This window comes from Vibrio gazogenes (assembly GCF_023920225.1).
GTDB classification, from domain to species: Bacteria; Pseudomonadota; Gammaproteobacteria; order Enterobacterales; family Vibrionaceae; genus Vibrio; species Vibrio gazogenes.
On the sequence record NZ_CP092588.1, the window covers coordinates 144,585 to 163,938 of the forward strand.

The 19,354-nt window shown below is 42.5% G+C and carries 19 protein-coding genes; 13 read left to right on the forward strand and 6 right to left on the reverse strand.

Translation table 11 applies throughout. From position 1 onward, the window contains the following. Positions 1 to 329 precede the first annotated feature (329 nt). On the forward strand, positions 330 to 1,643 hold the full coding sequence (locus MKS89_RS16270; protein ID WP_072954359.1) for a methyl-accepting chemotaxis protein: 1,314 nt from the start codon (positions 330 to 332) through the stop codon (positions 1,641 to 1,643). Positions 1,644 to 1,731: 88 nt separating this feature from the next. Beyond that, the gene (gene ppiC / locus MKS89_RS16275) at positions 1,732 to 2,010 is read left to right on the forward strand and encodes a peptidylprolyl isomerase PpiC (RefSeq protein WP_038177759.1); all 279 of its coding nucleotides are present in this window, start codon (positions 1,732 to 1,734) and stop codon (positions 2,008 to 2,010) included. Between the two features lie 257 nt (positions 2,011 to 2,267). Here ppiC and speG read toward each other — a convergent pair whose 3' ends face one another. From speG to MKS89_RS16290, 3 genes are all read right to left on the reverse strand, one after another. Then, positions 2,268 to 2,810 carry a spermidine N1-acetyltransferase gene (gene speG / locus MKS89_RS16280; RefSeq protein WP_072954361.1) on the reverse strand — a complete coding sequence of 181 codons (543 nt, stop codon included), beginning with the start codon at positions 2,808 to 2,810 and terminating at the stop codon, positions 2,268 to 2,270. Positions 2,811 to 3,150: 340 nt separating this feature from the next. Beyond that, positions 3,151 to 3,636, reverse strand: a complete 486-nt coding sequence (locus MKS89_RS16285; RefSeq protein ID WP_072954364.1) for an acyl-CoA thioesterase — start codon at positions 3,634 to 3,636, stop codon at positions 3,151 to 3,153. Positions 3,637 to 3,926: 290 nt separating this feature from the next. Continuing rightward, positions 3,927 to 4,847 (reverse strand): LysR substrate-binding domain-containing protein, encoded by a 921-nt coding sequence (locus MKS89_RS16290; protein WP_072954367.1) that lies wholly within the window; start codon positions 4,845 to 4,847, stop codon positions 3,927 to 3,929. Between the two features lie 120 nt (positions 4,848 to 4,967). Between MKS89_RS16290 and MKS89_RS16295 the strand changes: the two genes are divergently transcribed. Beyond that, positions 4,968 to 6,311 (forward strand): 6-phospho-beta-glucosidase, encoded by a 1,344-nt coding sequence (locus tag MKS89_RS16295; RefSeq protein WP_072954370.1) that lies wholly within the window; start codon positions 4,968 to 4,970, stop codon positions 6,309 to 6,311. A 154-nt stretch (positions 6,312 to 6,465) separates the two neighbouring features. Next, the gene (locus tag MKS89_RS16300; protein WP_072954373.1) at positions 6,466 to 6,687 is read left to right on the forward strand and encodes a DUF3820 family protein; all 222 of its coding nucleotides are present in this window, start codon (positions 6,466 to 6,468) and stop codon (positions 6,685 to 6,687) included. Positions 6,688 to 6,802: 115 nt separating this feature from the next. Here the strand turns inward: MKS89_RS16300 and MKS89_RS16305 are convergent, their stop codons facing one another. Beyond that, the gene (locus MKS89_RS16305; protein ID WP_072954376.1) at positions 6,803 to 7,879 is read right to left on the reverse strand and encodes a M35 family metalloendopeptidase; all 1,077 of its coding nucleotides are present in this window, start codon (positions 7,877 to 7,879) and stop codon (positions 6,803 to 6,805) included. A gap of 775 nt (positions 7,880 to 8,654) precedes the next feature. Between MKS89_RS16305 and MKS89_RS16310 the strand changes: the two genes are divergently transcribed. Next, complete coding sequence (locus tag MKS89_RS16310) at positions 8,655 to 9,869, forward strand: type III PLP-dependent enzyme (protein ID WP_072954379.1); 1,215 nt, start codon at positions 8,655 to 8,657, stop codon at positions 9,867 to 9,869. A gap of 277 nt (positions 9,870 to 10,146) precedes the next feature. Continuing rightward, complete coding sequence (locus MKS89_RS16315) at positions 10,147 to 10,305, forward strand: hypothetical protein (RefSeq protein ID WP_159439572.1); 159 nt, start codon at positions 10,147 to 10,149, stop codon at positions 10,303 to 10,305. Positions 10,306 to 10,533: 228 nt separating this feature from the next. Here the strand turns inward: MKS89_RS16315 and MKS89_RS16320 are convergent, their stop codons facing one another. Next, positions 10,534 to 10,692: a hypothetical protein gene (locus MKS89_RS16320; protein ID WP_159439571.1), complete on the reverse strand. Its 159-nt coding sequence runs from the start codon at positions 10,690 to 10,692 to the stop codon at positions 10,534 to 10,536. A 331-nt stretch (positions 10,693 to 11,023) separates the two neighbouring features. On the opposite strand from MKS89_RS16320, the gene sbmA reads away from it, so the two are divergent. From sbmA to MKS89_RS16340, 4 genes are all read left to right on the forward strand, one after another. Continuing rightward, positions 11,024 to 12,298 (forward strand): peptide antibiotic transporter SbmA, encoded by a 1,275-nt coding sequence (gene sbmA, locus MKS89_RS16325; protein WP_072954382.1) that lies wholly within the window; start codon positions 11,024 to 11,026, stop codon positions 12,296 to 12,298. A gap of 307 nt (positions 12,299 to 12,605) precedes the next feature. Then, entirely contained in the window at positions 12,606 to 12,776 is a 171-nt protein-coding gene (locus MKS89_RS16330) for a hypothetical protein (protein WP_162841351.1), read from the forward strand. A gap of 217 nt (positions 12,777 to 12,993) precedes the next feature. Further along, positions 12,994 to 13,440, forward strand: coding sequence for a MarR family winged helix-turn-helix transcriptional regulator (locus MKS89_RS16335; RefSeq protein WP_072954384.1), 447 nt, complete (start codon positions 12,994 to 12,996; stop codon positions 13,438 to 13,440). Positions 13,441 to 13,563: 123 nt separating this feature from the next. After that, a complete protein-coding gene (locus MKS89_RS16340; protein WP_072954387.1) occupies positions 13,564 to 13,986 on the forward strand; it encodes an organic hydroperoxide resistance protein in 423 nt (140 codons plus the stop codon). 76 nt (positions 13,987 to 14,062) lie between these two features. Here MKS89_RS16340 and trxC read toward each other — a convergent pair whose 3' ends face one another. Further along, positions 14,063 to 14,500 carry a thioredoxin TrxC gene (gene trxC / locus MKS89_RS16345; protein WP_072954390.1) on the reverse strand — a complete coding sequence of 146 codons (438 nt, stop codon included), beginning with the start codon at positions 14,498 to 14,500 and terminating at the stop codon, positions 14,063 to 14,065. Positions 14,501 to 14,748: 248 nt separating this feature from the next. Here trxC and MKS89_RS16350 point away from each other — a divergent pair, with 248 nt between their 5' ends. The 3 genes from MKS89_RS16350 (at position 14,749) to MKS89_RS16360 (ending at position 19,311) form a co-directional block, all read left to right on the forward strand. Further along, positions 14,749 to 15,129, forward strand: coding sequence for a SpoIIAA family protein (locus MKS89_RS16350; protein ID WP_072954392.1), 381 nt, complete (start codon positions 14,749 to 14,751; stop codon positions 15,127 to 15,129). Between the two features lie 305 nt (positions 15,130 to 15,434). Continuing rightward, the gene (locus tag MKS89_RS16355) at positions 15,435 to 17,066 is read left to right on the forward strand and encodes a methyl-accepting chemotaxis protein (protein ID WP_077316250.1); all 1,632 of its coding nucleotides are present in this window, start codon (positions 15,435 to 15,437) and stop codon (positions 17,064 to 17,066) included. Positions 17,067 to 17,565: 499 nt separating this feature from the next. After that, positions 17,566 to 19,311 carry a methyl-accepting chemotaxis protein gene (locus tag MKS89_RS16360; RefSeq protein ID WP_072954397.1) on the forward strand — a complete coding sequence of 582 codons (1,746 nt, stop codon included), beginning with the start codon at positions 17,566 to 17,568 and terminating at the stop codon, positions 19,309 to 19,311. The last annotated feature ends 43 nt before the right edge of the window (positions 19,312 to 19,354 follow it).

The following is a 19,354-nucleotide window of genomic DNA, read 5'->3' on the forward strand; positions in this document are numbered from 1 at the left end:
GCGAGTTTCAATCGACTGGTACGTTGAGTTGTCTCTAGATTTTCGTTTCTGGAACGAATATCACATCCCAGTATTATTGCGAAGCTCACTCGCTTACTCATAAGCATACTGCAAAACGCCAATTTATCGATTGTTCCGGCTGTTTTATGCCCGATTTCTTCGTAAGAGGAGACGATGATCAATCTATTGCAGCCCGTATTCACCTTATCTCTTGACGACTTTTGCTGCGTTAACACTCTGTAACATCTATATTACTCATGTTGATATGAAAAATGTCTACTATGATAAAAAGAGTCCTGTCTATTGGTATTAAGAAAGAGGTGTACTTCATGCTTTTTAACCGTTCCCTTGTCAAAGAAAATGAAGCTTTAAAGAAAGATCTTCATTTGATTAAACAGATGCATGACAGTCTTGACAAAGAGATGTTAACGATAAAGTTGGACTCGAGAGGTTTAGTTAGCTCGGTGAATTCTCTTTTTTGTAAAGAGATGAAATATGAGTCACAAAATGTAGAAGGATGTAAGCTCACCGACATGGTGCCACAGAAAGAGCGTTCAACTGGGCATTACCAACGATTAAATCATGCACTGAATGAAGGTAAACACTGGAATGGTGCACTGCAACTGCTGAAAGGGGACGGTGAAGAATCATGGTTACGGGCGATTTTGCAGCCGATTTACGATATTGATAAGCAATTGCAATATTTTTTACTTTATGCGTCTGAACTTACCCAAACCATCCGCGCTTCAAGAGAACATGAAGATATGATTGCAGCGTTGCTGCGTTCGACGGCTGTGATTGAGTTTGATCTCGACGGGCGTGTCCTGACAGCAAATGATAATTTTCTTCGCGCAACGAGTTATAAAAAAGAAGAAATTGTCGGTAAGCACCACCGTCTTTTTTGTGAACCGGAGATCTATAACGCTCCTGAATATGAAGAATTTTGGCGTGAGTTGAAGAGGGGTAATTTTATCTCGGATCGATTTAAGCGAGTTGATAAATATGGCAATATCGTGTGGTTGGAAGCATCTTATAATCCGATTCACAACAACCATGGCGAACTCTATAAAGTTGTTAAATTTGCTTCTGTGATCACCGAACAGATGAATCGGGAAAGGGCCATTTCTGAAGCTGCAAACATTGCCTACGAAACATCACGGTTAACCGATACTCAGGCTGCAAAAGCACAGGTTGTCATTCAGGATACGATTCAGACCATGGAAGAACTTGAACAACAGATGATTCATGCCTGTCAAGGGATTAAGGAGCTGGATGAGCTTTCTAAGAAGGTCAGTGATCTGGTTGGCAACATCAGCGGGATTGCCGATCAAACCAACTTACTTGCTTTGAATGCCGCCATTGAGGCGGCCAGAGCCGGTGATCAGGGGCGTGGTTTTGCTGTCGTCGCCGATGAAGTCAGAGAGCTTGCCTTACGCACCAGTAAAACCACTTCTGAAATCGTGGACGTGGTATCAAAGAACCAAAAATTGACAGAAAACGCGGTTGGGCTGATTGAAAATGGTCAACTGAGAGCGAAAGATGGTCTACAGCTTTCGAATGATGCCGGTATTGTGATGGCTGATATTCAGGATGGGGCGAAAAAAGTCGTGGGTGCGATCGAAGAGTTCCATCAGAAACTGTAAGGTAATAAGATTGGTGATTGGGTGTGGATCGTGACTTCATTGATGAAGTCCGCTACACTTCGCGTCCTTTGAACGAGGAGGCGATTCAATGGCAAGAACAGCAGCAGCGTTGCATATTTTGGTGAAACATCAGAACCAGGCTGAAGACATTCTACAGCAGCTTAAAAAAGGTGCTAAATTTCAAACGCTTGCTCGAAAGTACTCTTTGTGTCCTTCCGGCAAGAAAGGGGGGGATTTGGGGGAGTTTCGTCAGGGGCAAATGGTGCCCGCATTTGACAAAGCTTGTTTCCGTGGGGAAGTGCTCAAACCTCAGATTGTCAAAACCAAATTTGGCTGGCACGTGATTAAAGTGTTGTACCGGACGTGAGTGGGCGTTTTCGTTCTTCCTCTCATCAGTAGTTGACTGATGACGGGTTATTGAGTCACACCACCTGATTCGGGCGACAACACCTGTTAATTATCGGGATACGTCGCAAATACGGTGTGTATCTGTCACAAAATGGTGAATGTTATCCGTTGCCGAACGCCATACATTTTCCAACTCGTCTATTTTCTTGCTTGGCGCTCACCACGCATACACGACTCTAAACATATGGCGTTTTCACCGAATCCGTCGATAATTGGTTATTCTGACAAATCTGAGAGTGCTTTGGTCTTGCTCAGATAGTCATGTTGTAAAATATACATCCGTTTGACATCCTGATAGCGTCCATTAATAAAGAACTCTTCAATCAGATGCCCTTCTTCAATAAAACCGGCTTTACGATACAGATAAATCGCCACTTCATTGTTGATAGCAACGTGTAGGTAAATTTTGTGCAGATTGAGAATGGTAAATGAGTAATCCAATGCTTTGTTGATGAGATCTAAGGCATAACCTCTTCCCTGATATTCAGGGGTAATAATGATCTGAAACTCAGCGCTTCTGTGGATGTAGTTGATTTCAATTAACTCAACCAGACCAATCAGCTGTTTATTCTCATTTTCTACGACAAAACGTCTTTCTGCATTGTCGTGAATATGTTTGTTATACAACTCTTCAAGTTCATCAAAGGATTCATACGGTTCTTCAAACCAATATGACATGATATTTCTATTATTATTAAGATTATGAATAAAACGGAGATCCTGACGTTCCAATGCCCGCAGGTGAAGTTCACTTTTCATGGAATGATCCGAAGTTAATCTTGCGTTAAGTATTTTCATAGGGTATGTCTGCCGATATGAATCAGACACTCGTATAACATAGCACGTTGAAAGGACAGGCACCAGAAAGCTCGCAGCGTCCGGGGCGTTGAGAGGACTGACACCGAAACCCACAATGGAGTTGAGGGGACAGACACCCGAAACTGATATCTGAAACTCTCAGAAAACCGCAAGATGCAGCAGGCTGAAGGTAGATTGGTGAGTGAAATAAACATCGGAGCTACCGCGATGTTTTTGTGCCTAAAGGAAGTAAAGGAAAGAATCACAGACCAGAAGATTTTCGGCCTGTGAGGGTTGAGGATTATTTCAGATATTGAACATGGGCTTCCATTTCTTCACCGATTTCTTGACGCATATTCATTAAACGAATTGCTGATTCTCTGAGCGCAATATCTTCAGGGGTAGATGGGATCCACTCCGGTACCGCGCTTGGTTTTCCATGTTCATCGACCGCAACCATAATCACAATACAGTGTGTGGTCAGTCGATTTTCTTGCAACTTCGGGTCACTCGCCTGAACGTCGATTGCGACATGCATGGATGTTCGCCCCGTGTAGACGATTTTGGCGGTTACTTCGACGAGGTTACCGACCAAAATCGGGGCAACAAACCGGATACCGCCAGCATAAGCTGTAATGCAGTATTTCCCACTCCAAGCCGCAGAGCAGGCATAAGCGGCTAAGTCGATCCACTTCATCACTGCACCCCCGTGAACTTTACCGCCGAAATTTACATCGCTGGGCTCAGCCAGAAAACGTAGTGTGAGCTCTCTTTTATTATTTGTCATATCGACGTCCTCATCAATTGTGGAATATAACCGAACCTTGAAAGTGTTCGAAAACGCCCATGCAGCCGCACATTACTACAACAAATATTTAACATGGGCAATGTTAAAGAAACTTATTCTCAAAAATTTGAAAGTCAAGAAGATTAAGCAAACTTGAGATAAATTATGGAAACAGCGCTTGAATTCGATGTCGTGAGATGGACTGGATATGCAATGCTGATAATGGACAGGGGAGAGACAAGGTTCATGATCAAGTCAGTCGCATCATTTGTTTATTATGAGTGAAAATCTTAATTATTATCAGTGTGATAACATTCAATATATTTTTTGATCCAATTTAAAAAAGCCTGTAATTTAGGCCGTGTTTCATGGCCTTTCGGACAAATTAAATCATAACCGTACCCTGAGGGAACCCGTTCAAATAGTGAAACCAAGGCACCACTTTCAAGGTACGATTGAATGGTATGGTAGCGACCTAAGGCAATACCCATTGAATTTCGAGCGGCAACCATCGTTAGTTCTTCATGATTAAATACATACTTATGTTTTAAAATACTGGCGCTTCTGCCCGTCGCATTTAACCAATGCTGCCATTCACTTAAGGGCGATAAAAATTCTAACGACTCTGTGCAATGCAGAAACGTCGCTTCTTTCAGGCGCGCTTCACTTTCATATAAATTCAGACGTTGAGCATATTCCGGGGTACATACAGGAACCAAGTATTCATCAAATAGCCGGATGTGATAAAAATCAGGATGGGTTTCATTACCATAATAGATTGCGATATCAACCGGTTGATGATGAAAGTCCAGTTTACTTGCCTTGACCCGCATCTTTACATCCAGATAAGGATATAAACGTTGAAATTCAGCCATTTTAGGGACTAACCATAGATGAGCAAATGTCGGTGCGATCCCAATATACAATTCTCCCCTTAATTCATTGAAACGAATATCGTCAACTTCGGTGAAGATATGTGACAGGGAGGAGGTCAGGGTTCTGAGCATCCGCTGACCATCTTCAGTCAGCTCGAGTTTTCTTGTGAGACGAACAAAAAGTGTGAAACCAAGATCTGCTTCAAGCTTTTTAATTCTTTGGCTGACGGCTCCCTGAGTCAGGCACAATTCTTCAGCGGCAAGTGTGAAACTTAAAAACTTTGCCACAACGCTGAAAGTATAAAGGTTCGCTAAGATATTTTGCTTGTTTGCCATGTATATGAATTGCCCTATGCATTAGAAATATTAATTCATAAATATCGCGATTTCGTTTGTCGCTGTTGGGGTTGTCAGGTGCAATGAGCACAAGAAAGACACACGGGAGAGTATTGCAAAATGAATAACAAATTAAAAGTTGTCGTGATTGGTGGCGGTTCAAGTTATACACCAGAATTAATCGAAGGTCTGCTGCATCGTTATCATGAACTGCCAGTTGCTGAACTATGGCTGGTTGACATCGAAGACGGCAAAGAGAAAGTAAAAATTATTGCTGAATTAGCGCAACGCATGATTAAACGTAAGGGAGTCAATATCGACGTGAAAGTCACACTTGATCGTCGTCTTGCGTTGGAAAATGCAGATTTTGTCTGTTCACAATTTAGAGCAGGTTGCCTTGATGGTCGAATTCGTGATGAACGAATTTCTTTAAAGTACGGCATGATCGGGCAAGAAACCAATGGCCTCGGTGGTTTTGCGAATGCATGTCGGACAATTCCAATTACTTTAGAAATCTGTAAAGAGATGGAAGAACTTTGTCCCGATGCATGGTTACTGAATTTCACCAATCCATCAGGCATGGTCACAGAAGCTGTATTGAAATATACCAATATTAAAGCCATCGGTTTATGTAATGTCCCTGTCATTATGGAGAAAGGTATTGCACAACTAATTGGTGCCGGTGAAGGCGAGTTTATTATGCAAGTCGCTGGTCTCAACCATATGATTTGGGTGCGTAAAATATTGCATCAAGGAACGGACAAATTAAATATGGTAATGGATGAAATTTTAAACGGGAATGATCCGTTAGTTCCGTCAAATATCCCGCCATTTGATTGGCCTAAAGATCTATTGAAAGATATGGGCATGATCCCTTGTGGTTATTTGCGTTATTACTACATCAGTGACGACATCATGAAGCAAGAACAAGCAGAAGCTGATGGTGAGGGGACACGTGGTGAAGTGGTCAAAGCCATGGAAAAACGCTTGTTTGATATTTATAAGAATCCGGATTTGGCAGAGAAACCCAAAGAATTGGAACAGCGTGGCGGTCAATATTATTCAGACGCTGCATGTGAGCTGATGGCTTCCATTTACAATGACAAGCGAACAGTCATGCATGTCAATACACGCAATCATGGTGCGATTAGTGGTTTACCGGATGATTGCGCTGTAGAAGTGAGTTCTGTCATTACTAAAAGTGGCCCGCTCCCCTTGAATGTTGAACCATTTCCGGAGGATACATTACGTCTGATTCAATTGATGAAAACGTTTGAAACTCTCACGGTTGAAGCCGCAGTGGAAGGTGATTTGGTTGCTGCGAAACGAGGACTCATCCTCAATCCTATTGTGAATACCGGTACGATCTTAGATGAAGCCCTGCAAGAGACCGTTCAAGAAAACTTAGATTATATGCCTCAGTTTCGTTGGATGTTTACATCAGATTCGGTGAGCAACCACTAATATACCCAAATGACCTCAAGATGCAGTTTCAGCGAGAACCACTGAACTCAGAGACTGCGTTAGAGAGTATATATGTTGATGTGAATAATGAAGAGAAAAGGGGATGTAGAATCGATTAGAATACCCATAACTTCAACAGATAAAGACATCCGCTATGCTACAAAAAGAAAGTTTGCTGAAACTGGCAACGATGAAAATGCCGTTTGGCCGTTATGCCGGTCGCGTATTAATTGATTTACCGGAAGAGTACTTATTGTGGTTTCAAAACAAAGGCGAGTTTCCTCAGGGAGAACTTGGGGAATTGATGCAACTCTGTTTGACTTTGAAAGTTGAGGGATTGGATCGTCTTGTGAAACCATTGAAGCAGCAATCTTGAAAATTTGTTGTATAACGGCGGACAGGGATGAATATGATGGTGAAGCCATGTATTCAGCGTTTGATAATCAGCCGAAGCACCGGATCGTGGTGTTTCGGCTGGAACAAGAGACCCATTATAACTGAGGGTTATTCTCCGCAAAGTATTCATGAGAATCTGCGTTATTGACGGCCTGATTTGGTGATGATTGGGCCAGACGACGTGCATTATATTGTCCGTAAGCAATATCGTCCGTACCACCATTGACCGTGAAATGGCTCATTTCATGAATCAGAGTACCGGCTTTTGAGTCGGTGCCTGTCGTCGGAGCTGACCAAAAGGCATTGCATAAGTGGATACGGTAGGGTTGATTCGGATAAACGTAAGCATATGCATTGGAAAGACTGCCCTCACAATAACAATCAGCGGTAACCGTTTTGTTTTGCAGTGCGTCGGTGATCTTTTGGAAATGTCCTTTGACGGTATTGTAACGACCACTTGAATAAGAACCAAACCAAGTGGTATAGCGAGACGTTACTGAACCGGACTGATAGTAGTTATACGCTGAACCGGACATGCTGCGTGCTGCGCTCACGGCTGAACTGATTTGACTTTTCTGGCTATTTGAGCAATTGCCGAGATAGCTGATTCCGCCTCTCAATTCAGCGACATTGAGTTCTGACTCATTGATGGTCGCGACCTTTGGGTGAACGCCCTCAACCCAGAAACTGACATCATTTGAGCTGAGTGTCTGAACTTGATCTTCGGCTTGCAGTTTCGATTGCGTTTCAGACTTAATTAAATCCATCGCGGTGACATTAAACTGAACGCTATAGGTTCCTTCACGAGTCATGTCATAGAAAGCAGACAGATCGACCGTTTGGGTAACCGTCTGTCCGGCAGACAAGGTCATATAATCTTTAGCTGTTGGGGCGGGGCGTTTAACGATTGGGCCTGTATAGGTGACGGCTTCTCCATCGACTGTGACGGTGAAAGCATTTTTCTGAAGTTTGCTGTGATTGATGAGATACCAATCGAGTACATCGATATCATCCTGCCCATTGTTCGTAATGCTTAGTTCAACTTTAACATCACTACCTTCACCATAAGATTGATTTAAAGGGGTAACGGTGACATCCAAAGAGTGAGCATAAGCCAGAGATGACATACTTCCTACAATTGCACTCAACAATAAATTTGTTGCCTTATTCATCGGATAAACTCCATTTTATTTCATAGTTCATGAATCATCGATATTGTTACGACTCGGAGGATATCAATCATTCGTCGCAGCATGTTTAAAGCAAGTCTATTCTTACTTTAAACATTATTTGAAAATGCATTTGTTATCATTTTTTGAATTATGTTTCATTTATGTAAATGTGTAAAGTCTGAAATAAAACTAGAATGGTTAGTTTTATTATTAATGATAATTAAATAAATACATATCTATTTGGTTATTAATAATTATTGGAATGTTATTCTTGAATTTATTTTTATATATAATTGATTTTATTATTTTTTATTTCATTTTTGGATGGGATTATTGATCTGTTTAAATTATTTTTTAAATCGAATTTTACGGATGGTTAATTATAATGTTTTTTTATTTACAAATTTACTACTAGTGCATTAGTGACAGGATTAGATTAACAAAATTGTTTGTTGTGTTGGTTGTTAATATTAAATTTTTGGAAAATATAAAATTGTGATTTTAAACACAACTGCAAGTTCTATTAATAAACACTATCTTGACCATAAAAAATTTTTGACTATTGCAGGGCTATTTTTTATTGCGTCTGTCCCCACATGAACTTACTATCTGTCGGCTTCTTGATGATAGCCAATCCGAGTACATCACACCTATGTGGCAAGGCGATAGAGCAACTATCCAAGAGTGACTTTGATAGCGTATCGACGCTTTTATTGACGCTCCACTTTTCATAAAAAACAGTCCGATGAAAAGTGTTTGCCCCCGGAGGTTTGCGATGGCTCACGCCCATTCTGTATTAAATTTTCAATCTTTTGCTGCTAGAGCGCTTTCTGTTGATGACGTTCGTTTAATTGAATCGTCCGTGTCACAATTCGGTGCGCCACTACTGATGTTAGATTGCGAGACAATTCGTCAGCAATATCGCGCACTGAATCATGCTTTACCGAATGTCACACTTCATTTTGCATTGAAACCACTGCCGCATCCGGTCGTCGTCAGAACTTTGCTCGACGAAGGGGCAAGCTTTGATCTGGCTACCAGTGGTGAAGTTGAACTGGTAGCCCAAGAAGGTGTGCCTGCTGAACGCACTATCCATACTCATCCGATCAAACGTGATGCGGATATTCGTGATGCATTAGCATATGGCTGTTCTGTCTTTGTGGTAGATAACCTGAATGAGTTGGCAAAGTTCAAACCTTATAAGGATGAGGTGGAATTGCTGGTACGTTTGAGTTTTCGGAACGCAGAAGCCTTTGCGGATCTATCGAAGAAATTCGGTTGTTCTCCCGAGCAGGCTCTGACCATCATTGAAACGGCCCGGGCATGGAATATTCGGATTAAAGGTCTCTCTTTCCATGTTGGTTCTCAGACGGTTGACCCACAAAAGTATGTTGATGCGATCCGGGCGTGTAAAACCGTGATGGAAGAGGTTGTTGCGCGCGGATTACCTGCGCTGAGCACATTGGATATCGGTGGTGGTTTCCCTGTCAGTTATACAAAACAGGTGATGCTGATTGAGCAATTTTGTATGCCGATTCATGCAGCGTTGAACGAGTTACCGGAAACGATTCAGGTTCTGGCTGAGCCCGGACGTTTTATCGTGGCGCAGGCTGTCATGAGTGTTGCCTCCGTTATGGGGCAGGCAGAAAGGGAAGGTCAAATGTGGTACTACCTTGATGATGGTATCTACGGTTCTTTCAGTGGGTTGATGTTCGATGATGCACAGTATCCGTTGGTGACGTTGAAAGAAGGTGGTGATTTGTTGCCGAGTGTTTTGGCCGGGCCTACTTGTGACAGCATTGATGTCATCGCTGAAGACATTATGTTGCCTCGGCTGGAGAATGGTGACCTCATTGTCGGTTGTATGATGGGGGCTTACACCAGCGCTACTGCAACGGATTTTAATTTCTTCAAGCGCGCCCAAACTATTGTGTTGAATGAAGATGCGTTTCATGAACAAGCAGTGAATGGAGAACGTCTCATCGGCTAAGGTTGCCGTCGTCGCTTGTTTCTACAGCATCATTTCGAAAAAGCCGCAGTCTGTGTGTCTGCGGCTTACCCTCATTTATATCGCTCGCGGTACGGTTACTCAACGACAGGCATGGTTTATTTATTTGAAACACATCAAGTTTTTATGAATGTGTATTGATAATTACAAATTTATCGTAATTTAATTACTAACAATGTTGACTCGAGTCACAAAATTGATGATAATTTGCACTAAACAACGCTTGGTTGTGAAATAAAATAACGGTAGGAGCCGAGTCATGAGTTCAATGCTTTCTTCACAAATTAATATTACTGTTCCTAAAACAAAAATGAGCGAGTCAGTTGCCAATACAGCTAAAGAACTTGCAGGCATCTTCGCGATGTTTGGTGTGACAGCCGTCATTACCTTTATGCTTGCTTTAACTTGGGTTAATTGATTATTACGATAAGATCCATTCTGATTGTGACGCTTGTTGTTTTGAATTCGGTGGCTTTGTTCCGATAATGTCGGATGCGTCCACCGAATGAATGTTACCTACCATCCAATATCTTCCCTTTGTTTTCTGCCATTTCCGTGATCATCCTGTGTGGTTTACGTTGGTTATGCCATACGTCAAGATGATGTTGATTTCAGTTCAGTTAATGCGTGAATCAACTCGTGTTCATCACTCCATCGTGTCAATAACGTCATCTTCGTCACCACTCACACCTAATATATCTGTACCAAAGCTGACCGCCCTGGCGTAAAGTTCTACGCGATCACCGATCGGTGCTGTCAATTTTAGCGCAGCCGTATAACCATCGGTTGCCATGGCGCTGAGCATGTTTTCATTCCTGTTAACATCAATCGGCATACATGGGGGAATTTTCATGCATTCCGTTGGTCTTAACTATTCGTCGGTCTTAACGAACGGTTCCTCAGATGCTTCATTTGGCGCAGAGCAGGATCGATAGTTCGCATCAAGCAAAGGGGGAGTCGAAGGCTGCTTTTTGTGTGCAATGTTTACCTGAGTCTTTGGCAATAGGGAACTGTGATTGAGATAGATGATTGCATGTCACTGCGGAATCGTAACGCTGTGATTCATTGGTACCGTGACTTACGATGTTGTACATCGGCACGATAACTGTCAGTAAAATTAATAAGAGATTGATATAGTGTTTGATTCTTTCTTTCCGAGACCTAAATTATTTTTTCTCAGTTTTGTTCTTTGGGCACTGTTTTGTGTGATTTGCTGGTATGCCGGCGGACGTGAACTCGGTGCTGACCTTAGCCTCGGCTATCTGGTTGGGATGGCGTTTCCACAGCCGCTTTTGGTGGATGTCGCACCTGCGGCGCAGAGCGCTTTTCAACAAGCGCAAGAGAGAGCGACCGATGTTTGGTTATACCAGTATATGTTTGTCTGCTATGCCTTGTTTATTGGTGTTTGGTTAAAATACGGCGGACAAAAATGGGCTCGCTGGTCTGTCGCCGGTTCTGGTTTGATCGTCTTTATTACTTGGTTTCAGGTCGAAGTCAGTGTGATGCTCAATGAATGGTATGGTAATTTTTATAACCTGATTCAGAAGGCATTAACGAATCCCAATAGTATTAGCCTCGGTAAGTTTTATGGTGAACTGACAACGGTGGCTGTGATTCTGTTCATTGCCATTATGGTTGCAGTTTGTAATAACTTCTTTATCAGCCATTATGTGTTTCGGTGGCGTACCGCAATGACGGATTATTATACTGCCCGTTGGCAACAGGTTCGCCATATTGAGGGGGCATCACAGCGGATTCAGGAAGATACGATGCGTTTCGCTTCGATCATGGAAAGTTTAGGCGTCAGCTTATTAAATGCGGTGATGACCTTGATTGCTTTTCTGCCAATCTTATGGGGACTCTCCGGTTATGTGAAAACATTACCATTAATCGGCGATGTATCTCAGGGGTTGGTCTTCGTGGCCATTATCTGGTCGATTATCGGCACTGCATTACTGGCTGTTGCCGGGGTTAAATTGCCGGGATTAGAATTTAAGAATCAACGTGTTGAAGCGGCTTACAGAAAAGAATTGGTCTATGGTGAAGACCACGATCACCGTGCTGAACCGCAAACCTTAAAAGAATTATTCAGTGATGTTCGGCATAATTATTTCCGTCTTTATAAACATTATGTCTACTTTAATATTGTCCGTTACGGCTACTTACAAGTAGGCACATTTATCCCAATCATTGCGTTGGGGCCGTCGATTGTCGCAGGTGCTTTTACTCTGGGTGTCATGCAGCGAATTATCAATGCATTCGGACAGGTTGAAGGCTCTTTTCAGTATCTGGTTAACTCCTGGACGACAATTGTTGAATTATTGTCCATTTATAAGCGTCTCAAAGCATTTGAAGATGAGGCAGATGGTTTACAAAACATCCCGCTCAGCGAAAATCCAGCCGAAAATTAATATCATCAAGGGCTTCCACCGACAGGAAGCCCTCATTTTATCTGCTATTTCTTTAATTTTGCATTGTGGGTGTGAGCGCTGAAATCCGAAGATTATGTTATTGTTATACTCGATTATGAGATGTTCCTTCCGCAGTTGATGATGATTTTGACATTTGCATTACACAAACGACATTATGTTATTACATCATATTTCTTCCTGTCACAATGTGCTTGGGGGACCGACGGTTCCTTCGTTACAGACAGGGAGAGGGCAGAAGACGAGCGTGAGGTCGTGCAATGCTCGTCCAATCAATAGGAGAGTATTAATGAAATATGGACTGATTGCGATATTGGTTTTGTTTTTGAGTGCTTGTTCTTCGACTTGGAACGGTGTGAAAGAAGACTCTTCTGAAATATGGGACACAACCAAACAAAAATCGAGTGAAGTTTATCACTCAACTAAAGAAGCTATCCATGAGGCAACCGCGGAAGAGTAATTGACTCTCGCGATCACTGGATTCTGATGAACCGATACGTGCTGGACGTTTATCATCAATATCATTTTGAAAAGATTGAATATTGATGAATGACTTATCCTCAACAACGGCGTGCTTCACGATTGGTCGCCCACTGAACATATAACCTCAGTCGTTAAATCGGTAATGATGCCACCAACGTCTGATAGAAGCAGATCTGAAAAAAGAAGTAGAAAGAATGGCCGATAATAATGCTCTATTGCTAGATAACCAACTATGTTTTGCTCTTTATTCAACCTCTTTGGCGATGACGCAGATGTATAAACCGTTACTTGAGCCTTTGGGGCTTACGTATCCGCAATACCTCGTGTTATTGATTCTCTGGGAGCAAGATGGTATCGGTCTTAAAGATATTGGTGAGCGATTAGGACAGAAATCCGGTGCGCTAACACCGGTGATTAAGCGGATGGAGCAAGAGGGGTTGGTGAATCGTACGCGACAGCTACATGACGAACGTTCATTGGATGTCCGCCTGACACCGAAAGGGCAGCAGCTCAAAGAGGAAGCGGTAAAAATTAGTCAGTGCTTGCTTGAGTCCTGTGGTATACCCAGTCGAGAGTTGCTTGATATGAAAGAAAAAATCATTATGTTGAGAGATAACTTACTCAAGAATCAGCCGTCGTAAATGGATGTCAAAAAAAACATTGCGCGATAATTATTATTGCAATAATATATGTTCATCAAAGAGAAAAGCTTTGGGTTTTTTTTAAAATAAATAGTTATCGCAATAACTAATTGGAGATGGTTTATGGAACTTTTATATACAGCACAAGTAACAACCACGGGTGGACGTGATGGAAAATCCGTTTCTGATGATAATAAATTACAACTGAATTTGAGTACTCCCAAAGCATTGGGCGGTGCTGGTGGTGAAGGGACAAACCCAGAGCAGCTTTTCGCCGCGGGTTATTCAGCATGTTTTATCGGCGCGCTGAAGTTTGTTGCAATGCAGAACAAGATTAAATTATCTGAAGATCTGGATGTGACGGCAAAAGTCAGTATTGGTCAGAACGCGGCAGGTGTTGGTTTTGCACTTGATGTCGAGCTGCATGTTTCCCTGCCGGAACTTGATCGCAGTGTCGCACAGACGTTGCTGGAAAAAGCTCACCAAGTGTGCCCATACTCAAATGCCACACGCGGTAATATCAGAGTCGAATTAGTGCTGGTATAACGCTTTGAATGATATTTAACGAGGACAGGCACGCTAAGCGTGCCTGTCTTATTTTGTCCGAAGAAAACCGACCTTGCTACACACCTTTCAGCGACTCATCCAGCCATGCATTAAATTGCGAATAAGGCAGTGCACCATTAATCATATTGAGCCGTTGCCCTCGATGAAAAACCATCACTGTTGGAATACTGCGAATCTGAAATTGTGCAGCCAAGGTTTGTTGAGCTTCAGTATCGACCTTGATAAACCGAACGCTCTGTACACGCTCTTGTGCCGTTTGTTCAAACACTGGCGCAAATCCGACACACGGGTTACACCATGGTGCCCAAAAATCAACGACCACAGGGATGTCGCTGTTCAAAATAGATTGAAAATTATCGACTGTTCCTTCAACAGGTAAGCCGTCAAGGAGGAAATGTTTACACTTGCCGCATACAGAGGACTCAGAAATACGCTCGATGGGAACGCGATTCATCGCGTGGCATGATGGGCAGCGGGTTTTAATACTGGTCATAGGAACTGACTTTGTTACTCGGTGAATGGGAAACTATAAATTATCACCAAATAAAAGCAGATAACAACCATGAATCAAACACGGAAAAGCGCCCCCACTTTCTGCCGTGCTTTAACTGAATGGTTCATTTATGCTCAGTTTGTGGGATGGATCCAAGTGCCTTTTTACCGGGTGTCATATGCTTAAATGATAATATGATTGGATAGTGACTCTGTAATGATATCTCAAGATATTTGTTGGAGGTTAGGATGGCGTATAAAAAACATGGTCTCACTATTGGTCTTGAACGGGTCGATCACGAATTTTTTGTATCGATTAAAGCCGTCGGGACGTTAACTCATCACGACTACGAGATGATCACACCTCTTTTGGATGCGGCACTGGTGAAGGTTAACACACCGAAAGTCGATGTGTTTTTTGATGCCTCTGAGCTGGAAGGGTGGGATCTTCGGGCTGCATGGGATGATTTCAAACTGGGTCTGCAACATGGTGCTGACTTTAATAAAGTGGCGCTCTATGGCCATCAGGAATGGCAAGCCCTTGCTGCAAAAGTCGGGAGTTGGTTTATCTCCGGAGAGATCCGTTATTTCGATGATCATGATGAAGCGATTCGATGGTTACAGGATTAACGGAACAGGCGAACCAGAGGACTATCGTGACATGGGCTAGCGTTATGCTTTGATGTCATATTTGTGTTACATCATCTTTATTGACTCAAGTAACATATTTCTTACATTAATATCTTTTTGATTACATTATTGTATGTCGGTCTCTCTTACTGAGTATTCTATTGCTAGACTCTAGATGTATATCCACTGCAAATGAAATATTAAACGTCGTGTTGGTCATATTCATTTTATTGCGTTAGGTCTGTTTTATTATTCGAATAATAAGAAGTCTCGCAGAAGCTAATGCATATTAATTTTAGGATGCCATGATGTTTAGTAATTTTACCATCCGTATGCAGCTCGGTCTGTCTTTGGCCTTTTTAACTGCAATCATTGTTTTCTCCGGATTACAAAACCGGAATTCACTGAACCTACTAGAACGTAATATCCAACTATTTGCTGAGCCGCTGAGGAAGGCTCAACGGGATGTACTCAATGCTGATCGAGATTTGTATCAGGCACTCAAGGGGCAACAAGATGCATTGTTGACCACAGACGAGAAAACATTGAAGGGGGCGCTGGACGATTATCAGGAAAATGCCCAGCAGGCTTACGATCGCATGCAAAACTATTTGAAATATATGGCAGGTCGTCAACAAATTGTCACGCAGTTCGATAATTTTGACCGTGTTTTTCAAGATTGGAAGGAGCAGGCTGATCGGGTATTTTCGCTGATAGAACAAGGTGATAAAACGCAAGCCTACAAACAATTTATCGAGTCTGAGCAGTATTTTGGGACACTGCGTCACGAGTATGATAAAGCCGGAGAACTGGTCGATAAGCTAGGTAATGAACTCTATGGACAGTCGAATCACCTTATCGGGCAGCGAATTTTATGGAATATGATGACTTCCCTTATCTCAGTGGTGATTGGTTTGATACTGGTATTTTTTATTCCAAAAGCGATTACGTCTGCGATTTATTCCGTGAAAGATAAGATCGATGATTTGACCCAAGGGGATGGCGATCTGGTGAGCCGTTTGGCGGTGAAGACAAAAACTGAATTAGGTGATTTGTCAGGTAGTGTCAATAACTTGCTGGAACAGCTCCAACAACTGGTAAAAAGTGTGATTGATGGGGTTGAAAAACTAGGTGCGGATACGAGTCATCTTCAGGACGTTGCGAATAAAACAGAAGTGATTGGTCATAATCAACAACAGCGGCTGGAATTACTGTTTCAAGCATTTGAACAAATTAATATTGCAATTCAAGAAATTACAACCAATGCGCAGCATACGTCTTCTAAAAGTGATGAGGCGAGTCGTTCGGCAAGTAATGGGATGACGTTGGTTGATAAAAACGTAACATTGAACGATAAACTGTCGGTGAGTTTTCAAGAAGCCAGCCGGAAGATGTCATCACTTGCCGCAGATTCCGACAATATTACTTCAGTCCTGGATGTGATCCGTGGTATCGCTGACCAAACCAATTTACTGGCATTGAACGCTGCAATTGAAGCAGCACGAGCTGGTGAGCAAGGGCGCGGTTTTGCGGTTGTGGCCGATGAAGTGAGAACGTTGGCACAACGGACACAGTCTTCAACCGAAGATATTCAGGAGATGATTTCCGGCCTTGTTAAAGGCGTCAATGAAACCCAGACTGCGATTCAAGGTGGAGAAGAAGCTGTCGCTGAATCGGTGGGAATGGCAGACGAAATGAGACATGCATTTCAGGATATCCGTGACCTGATTTCCACGGTCCAAGATATGAACATTCAGATTGCTGCGGCGACAGAAGAGCAAAGTTCGGTGATTGTCGATGTTAATCAAGGCATCCTTGAGCTGAAAGAGCTGTCTGATAAAGCCACGAGTGTCCATCAGCGCGTGGCCGATACCGGTAATGTGGTTGCCGATATTTCGTCGCGACTCTCTGACTTGGTGAGTAAATTTAAAGTGTAGTCTTCCGCAGGAGCCATGGGTCGTAATACAGCCGATGGAATATGAGAACTTTGTTTAGGGGAGAGTCTTGGACTCTCCCCTAATTTGTTGCGACCTTATTGCATATCAATGGTTCTGTTACAACAACAGTAAGCTGAAAAGAATGAGGGGGATCCCAAATACAGGGGGTTTAAAGTGATTTATATTCACTTTTAGCTGCAAATTGCCAAGAATGTTCTCAAAATTTTTAAAATGGTGTTTTGAGCTAAAAACCTAGCAAATAACAGCCAGCGTTTTTAATGGTATGATTTGTTAGTTTTTGCGAATGGGCACAATTTAATTACAGAATATGTTCCATCTGTCGATATACGTGACATGATATCTGAAAATGTCGGATATGACATTTTTCTGATATATCTATCTGTTATGATTTAAGTGGAACGATTTTTATTTGCATACCACATTATGGAATGTAGCACTCGTCGCCGGCTACAAATTGAGAAAGGGTCATGGATATAGTATGAAAAAGGTATCATTTAAGACTAAATTGCTTGCCATCGTTGTTGCCATTATCTGTGTAACGATATTCACAGCTTATACTAGCGCTAATTTTTATATCAGTCGCTATATACATCAAAATGATAGTCAAGTCATCCGGACACAGATTGATTCGATTCGTTCTGTGGTGGAAGGGAAACTGAAAGATAATATCGTTCTGGCCCAGTCAACGAAATTCAGTTTTTACGAAGTCAAACAGGCGATAGAAAAAACCGGCTTCAAAGATGCTATTAAAGTCGCCTTTGGGATGACCATCAATCGAGATGGGGCGATTAAAGATCCGAAAGAAGCTCAGCCATATATGGATATTTTTAAACAGGCTAATGGTGAGCTGACCATCAGTGATGTCTTTATCGATGATGGAAAACCAACGATTACGATTACCGTGCCTGAGAATAAAGATTCCGGCAATATTTTCTACATCGATCTCTCTTCTGTCGGTGACCTATTGAGTTCAATGTCTGTTGATGGCAGCTATCTTGAATTGATGGATGATAAGCAAACCCTGATTTTTTCCAATGAAGTCGAGGGGCATGATCTGACGCCATTGACTGCGAAGATCAATGTTGCCGGAAAAGAGTGGACACTTACCGGATACATCGATAACGACTATATTCAGAATGATACAGATACGCTGAATGGCAGCATTACAATTGCGTTGGTGATTGCGGCCATTATCCTGATTCCGATTGCCATATTGCTGATCAACTGGGTCTTCAAACCCATTCTCTTGTTAAGAAACTTGATTGGTGATTTGGCGAATGGCAATGGTGATCTGACCCATCGTTTGAAGGTGGATTCAAAAGATGAACTGGGCATGATTGCGGATGGCATCAATCAGTTTATCGAAAATTTACAGAACATGATGCGACAAGTGAGGGAATCGACGGAAACGATTAGTCAGGAAATTGCCCAGCTTGAACAGCAAACAGATTCGAATAGTAAATTGCTTCAGTCACATAGTCAGGAAATTGAATTGACGGTAACCGCTGTGAATGAAATGAGTTCGACAGCGTCTGTCGTTGCAGAGAATGCAGCCAACACCGCAAGCCAGACCGAAGCGACGAATAGTGAAGCTGAGCATTCGAAAGAAGTGGTAGAACGGGCCGTTGCACAAGTTGGTGCATTGGCAGAAGAAGTGGAAGAGACCGCTCAATTCATTGCTGATATGAATACGCATACCGAAGAGATCGGTAAGTTACTGGGTGAAATCGGCGGTATTGCAGAACAGACCAACCTGCTGGCTTTGAATGCTGCGATTGAGGCTGCGAGAGCTGGAGATCAAGGGCGTGGTTTCGCGGTCGTTGCGGACGAAGTGCGGGCGTTGGCGTCACGAACTCACCGAAGTACCGAAGATATCGTGAAGATGTTAGAGCGCTTGAAAGCTGGCACCGCCACCGTGGTTTCTAGTATGGAGTCGACTCGTAACAGCTGTCGGACAACAGAAGAATCGACAGCCGTGGTGGTATCTTCATTAGATAGAGTGACGTCGTCAGTCAATGAAATTAACGACTTGTCGATTCAAATTGCAACGTCAGCCGAAGAACAGAGTAGTGTGACTGAAGATATTAACCGCAGTATGGTTGCCATTCGTGAAGTGATGCATACCATCAACGACAATGGTGATAATACCTCAGAGACGACTCGCCGCTTGATTACCATCAATCAGCAGTTATTAGAGATTGTCAATGAGTTTAAAATTGAATAAGTTGTTTCATTGATGCGATTCAGCCTGAGTGTTCAGCACTCAG

Excerpts from the sequence above, each read along its gene's own strand:
- trxC (WP_072954390.1), bottom strand. The coding sequence starts at position 14,500 with ATGACCAGTATTAAAACCCGCTGCCCATCATGCCACGCGATGAATCGC.
- speG (WP_072954361.1), bottom strand. The coding sequence starts at position 2,810 with ATGAAAAGTGAACTTCACCTGCGGGCATTGGAACGTCAGGATCTCCGT.
- MKS89_RS16305 (WP_072954376.1), bottom strand. The coding sequence starts at position 7,879 with ATGAATAAGGCAACAAATTTATTGTTGAGTGCAATTGTAGGAAGTATG.
- MKS89_RS16300 (WP_072954373.1), top strand. The coding sequence starts at position 6,466 with ATGCTACAAAAAGAAAGTTTGCTGAAACTGGCAACGATGAAAATGCCG.
- MKS89_RS16350 (WP_072954392.1), top strand. The coding sequence starts at position 14,749 with ATGGCGTATAAAAAACATGGTCTCACTATTGGTCTTGAACGGGTCGAT.
- MKS89_RS16335 (WP_072954384.1), top strand. The coding sequence starts at position 12,994 with ATGGCCGATAATAATGCTCTATTGCTAGATAACCAACTATGTTTTGCT.
- MKS89_RS16285 (WP_072954364.1), bottom strand. The coding sequence starts at position 3,636 with ATGACAAATAATAAAAGAGAGCTCACACTACGTTTTCTGGCTGAGCCC.
- MKS89_RS16320 (WP_159439571.1), bottom strand. The coding sequence starts at position 10,692 with ATGCTCAGCGCCATGGCAACCGATGGTTATACGGCTGCGCTAAAATTG.
- MKS89_RS16290 (WP_072954367.1), bottom strand. The coding sequence starts at position 4,847 with ATGGCAAACAAGCAAAATATCTTAGCGAACCTTTATACTTTCAGCGTT.
- ppiC (WP_038177759.1), top strand. The coding sequence starts at position 1,732 with ATGGCAAGAACAGCAGCAGCGTTGCATATTTTGGTGAAACATCAGAAC.
- MKS89_RS16330 (WP_162841351.1), top strand. The coding sequence starts at position 12,606 with ATGAAATATGGACTGATTGCGATATTGGTTTTGTTTTTGAGTGCTTGT.
- MKS89_RS16315 (WP_159439572.1), top strand. The coding sequence starts at position 10,147 with ATGAGTTCAATGCTTTCTTCACAAATTAATATTACTGTTCCTAAAACA.
- MKS89_RS16360 (WP_072954397.1), top strand. The coding sequence starts at position 17,566 with ATGAAAAAGGTATCATTTAAGACTAAATTGCTTGCCATCGTTGTTGCC.
- MKS89_RS16355 (WP_077316250.1), top strand. The coding sequence starts at position 15,435 with ATGATGTTTAGTAATTTTACCATCCGTATGCAGCTCGGTCTGTCTTTG.
- MKS89_RS16310 (WP_072954379.1), top strand. The coding sequence starts at position 8,655 with ATGGCTCACGCCCATTCTGTATTAAATTTTCAATCTTTTGCTGCTAGA.
- MKS89_RS16270 (WP_072954359.1), top strand. The coding sequence starts at position 330 with ATGCTTTTTAACCGTTCCCTTGTCAAAGAAAATGAAGCTTTAAAGAAA.
- MKS89_RS16340 (WP_072954387.1), top strand. The coding sequence starts at position 13,564 with ATGGAACTTTTATATACAGCACAAGTAACAACCACGGGTGGACGTGAT.
- MKS89_RS16295 (WP_072954370.1), top strand. The coding sequence starts at position 4,968 with ATGAATAACAAATTAAAAGTTGTCGTGATTGGTGGCGGTTCAAGTTAT.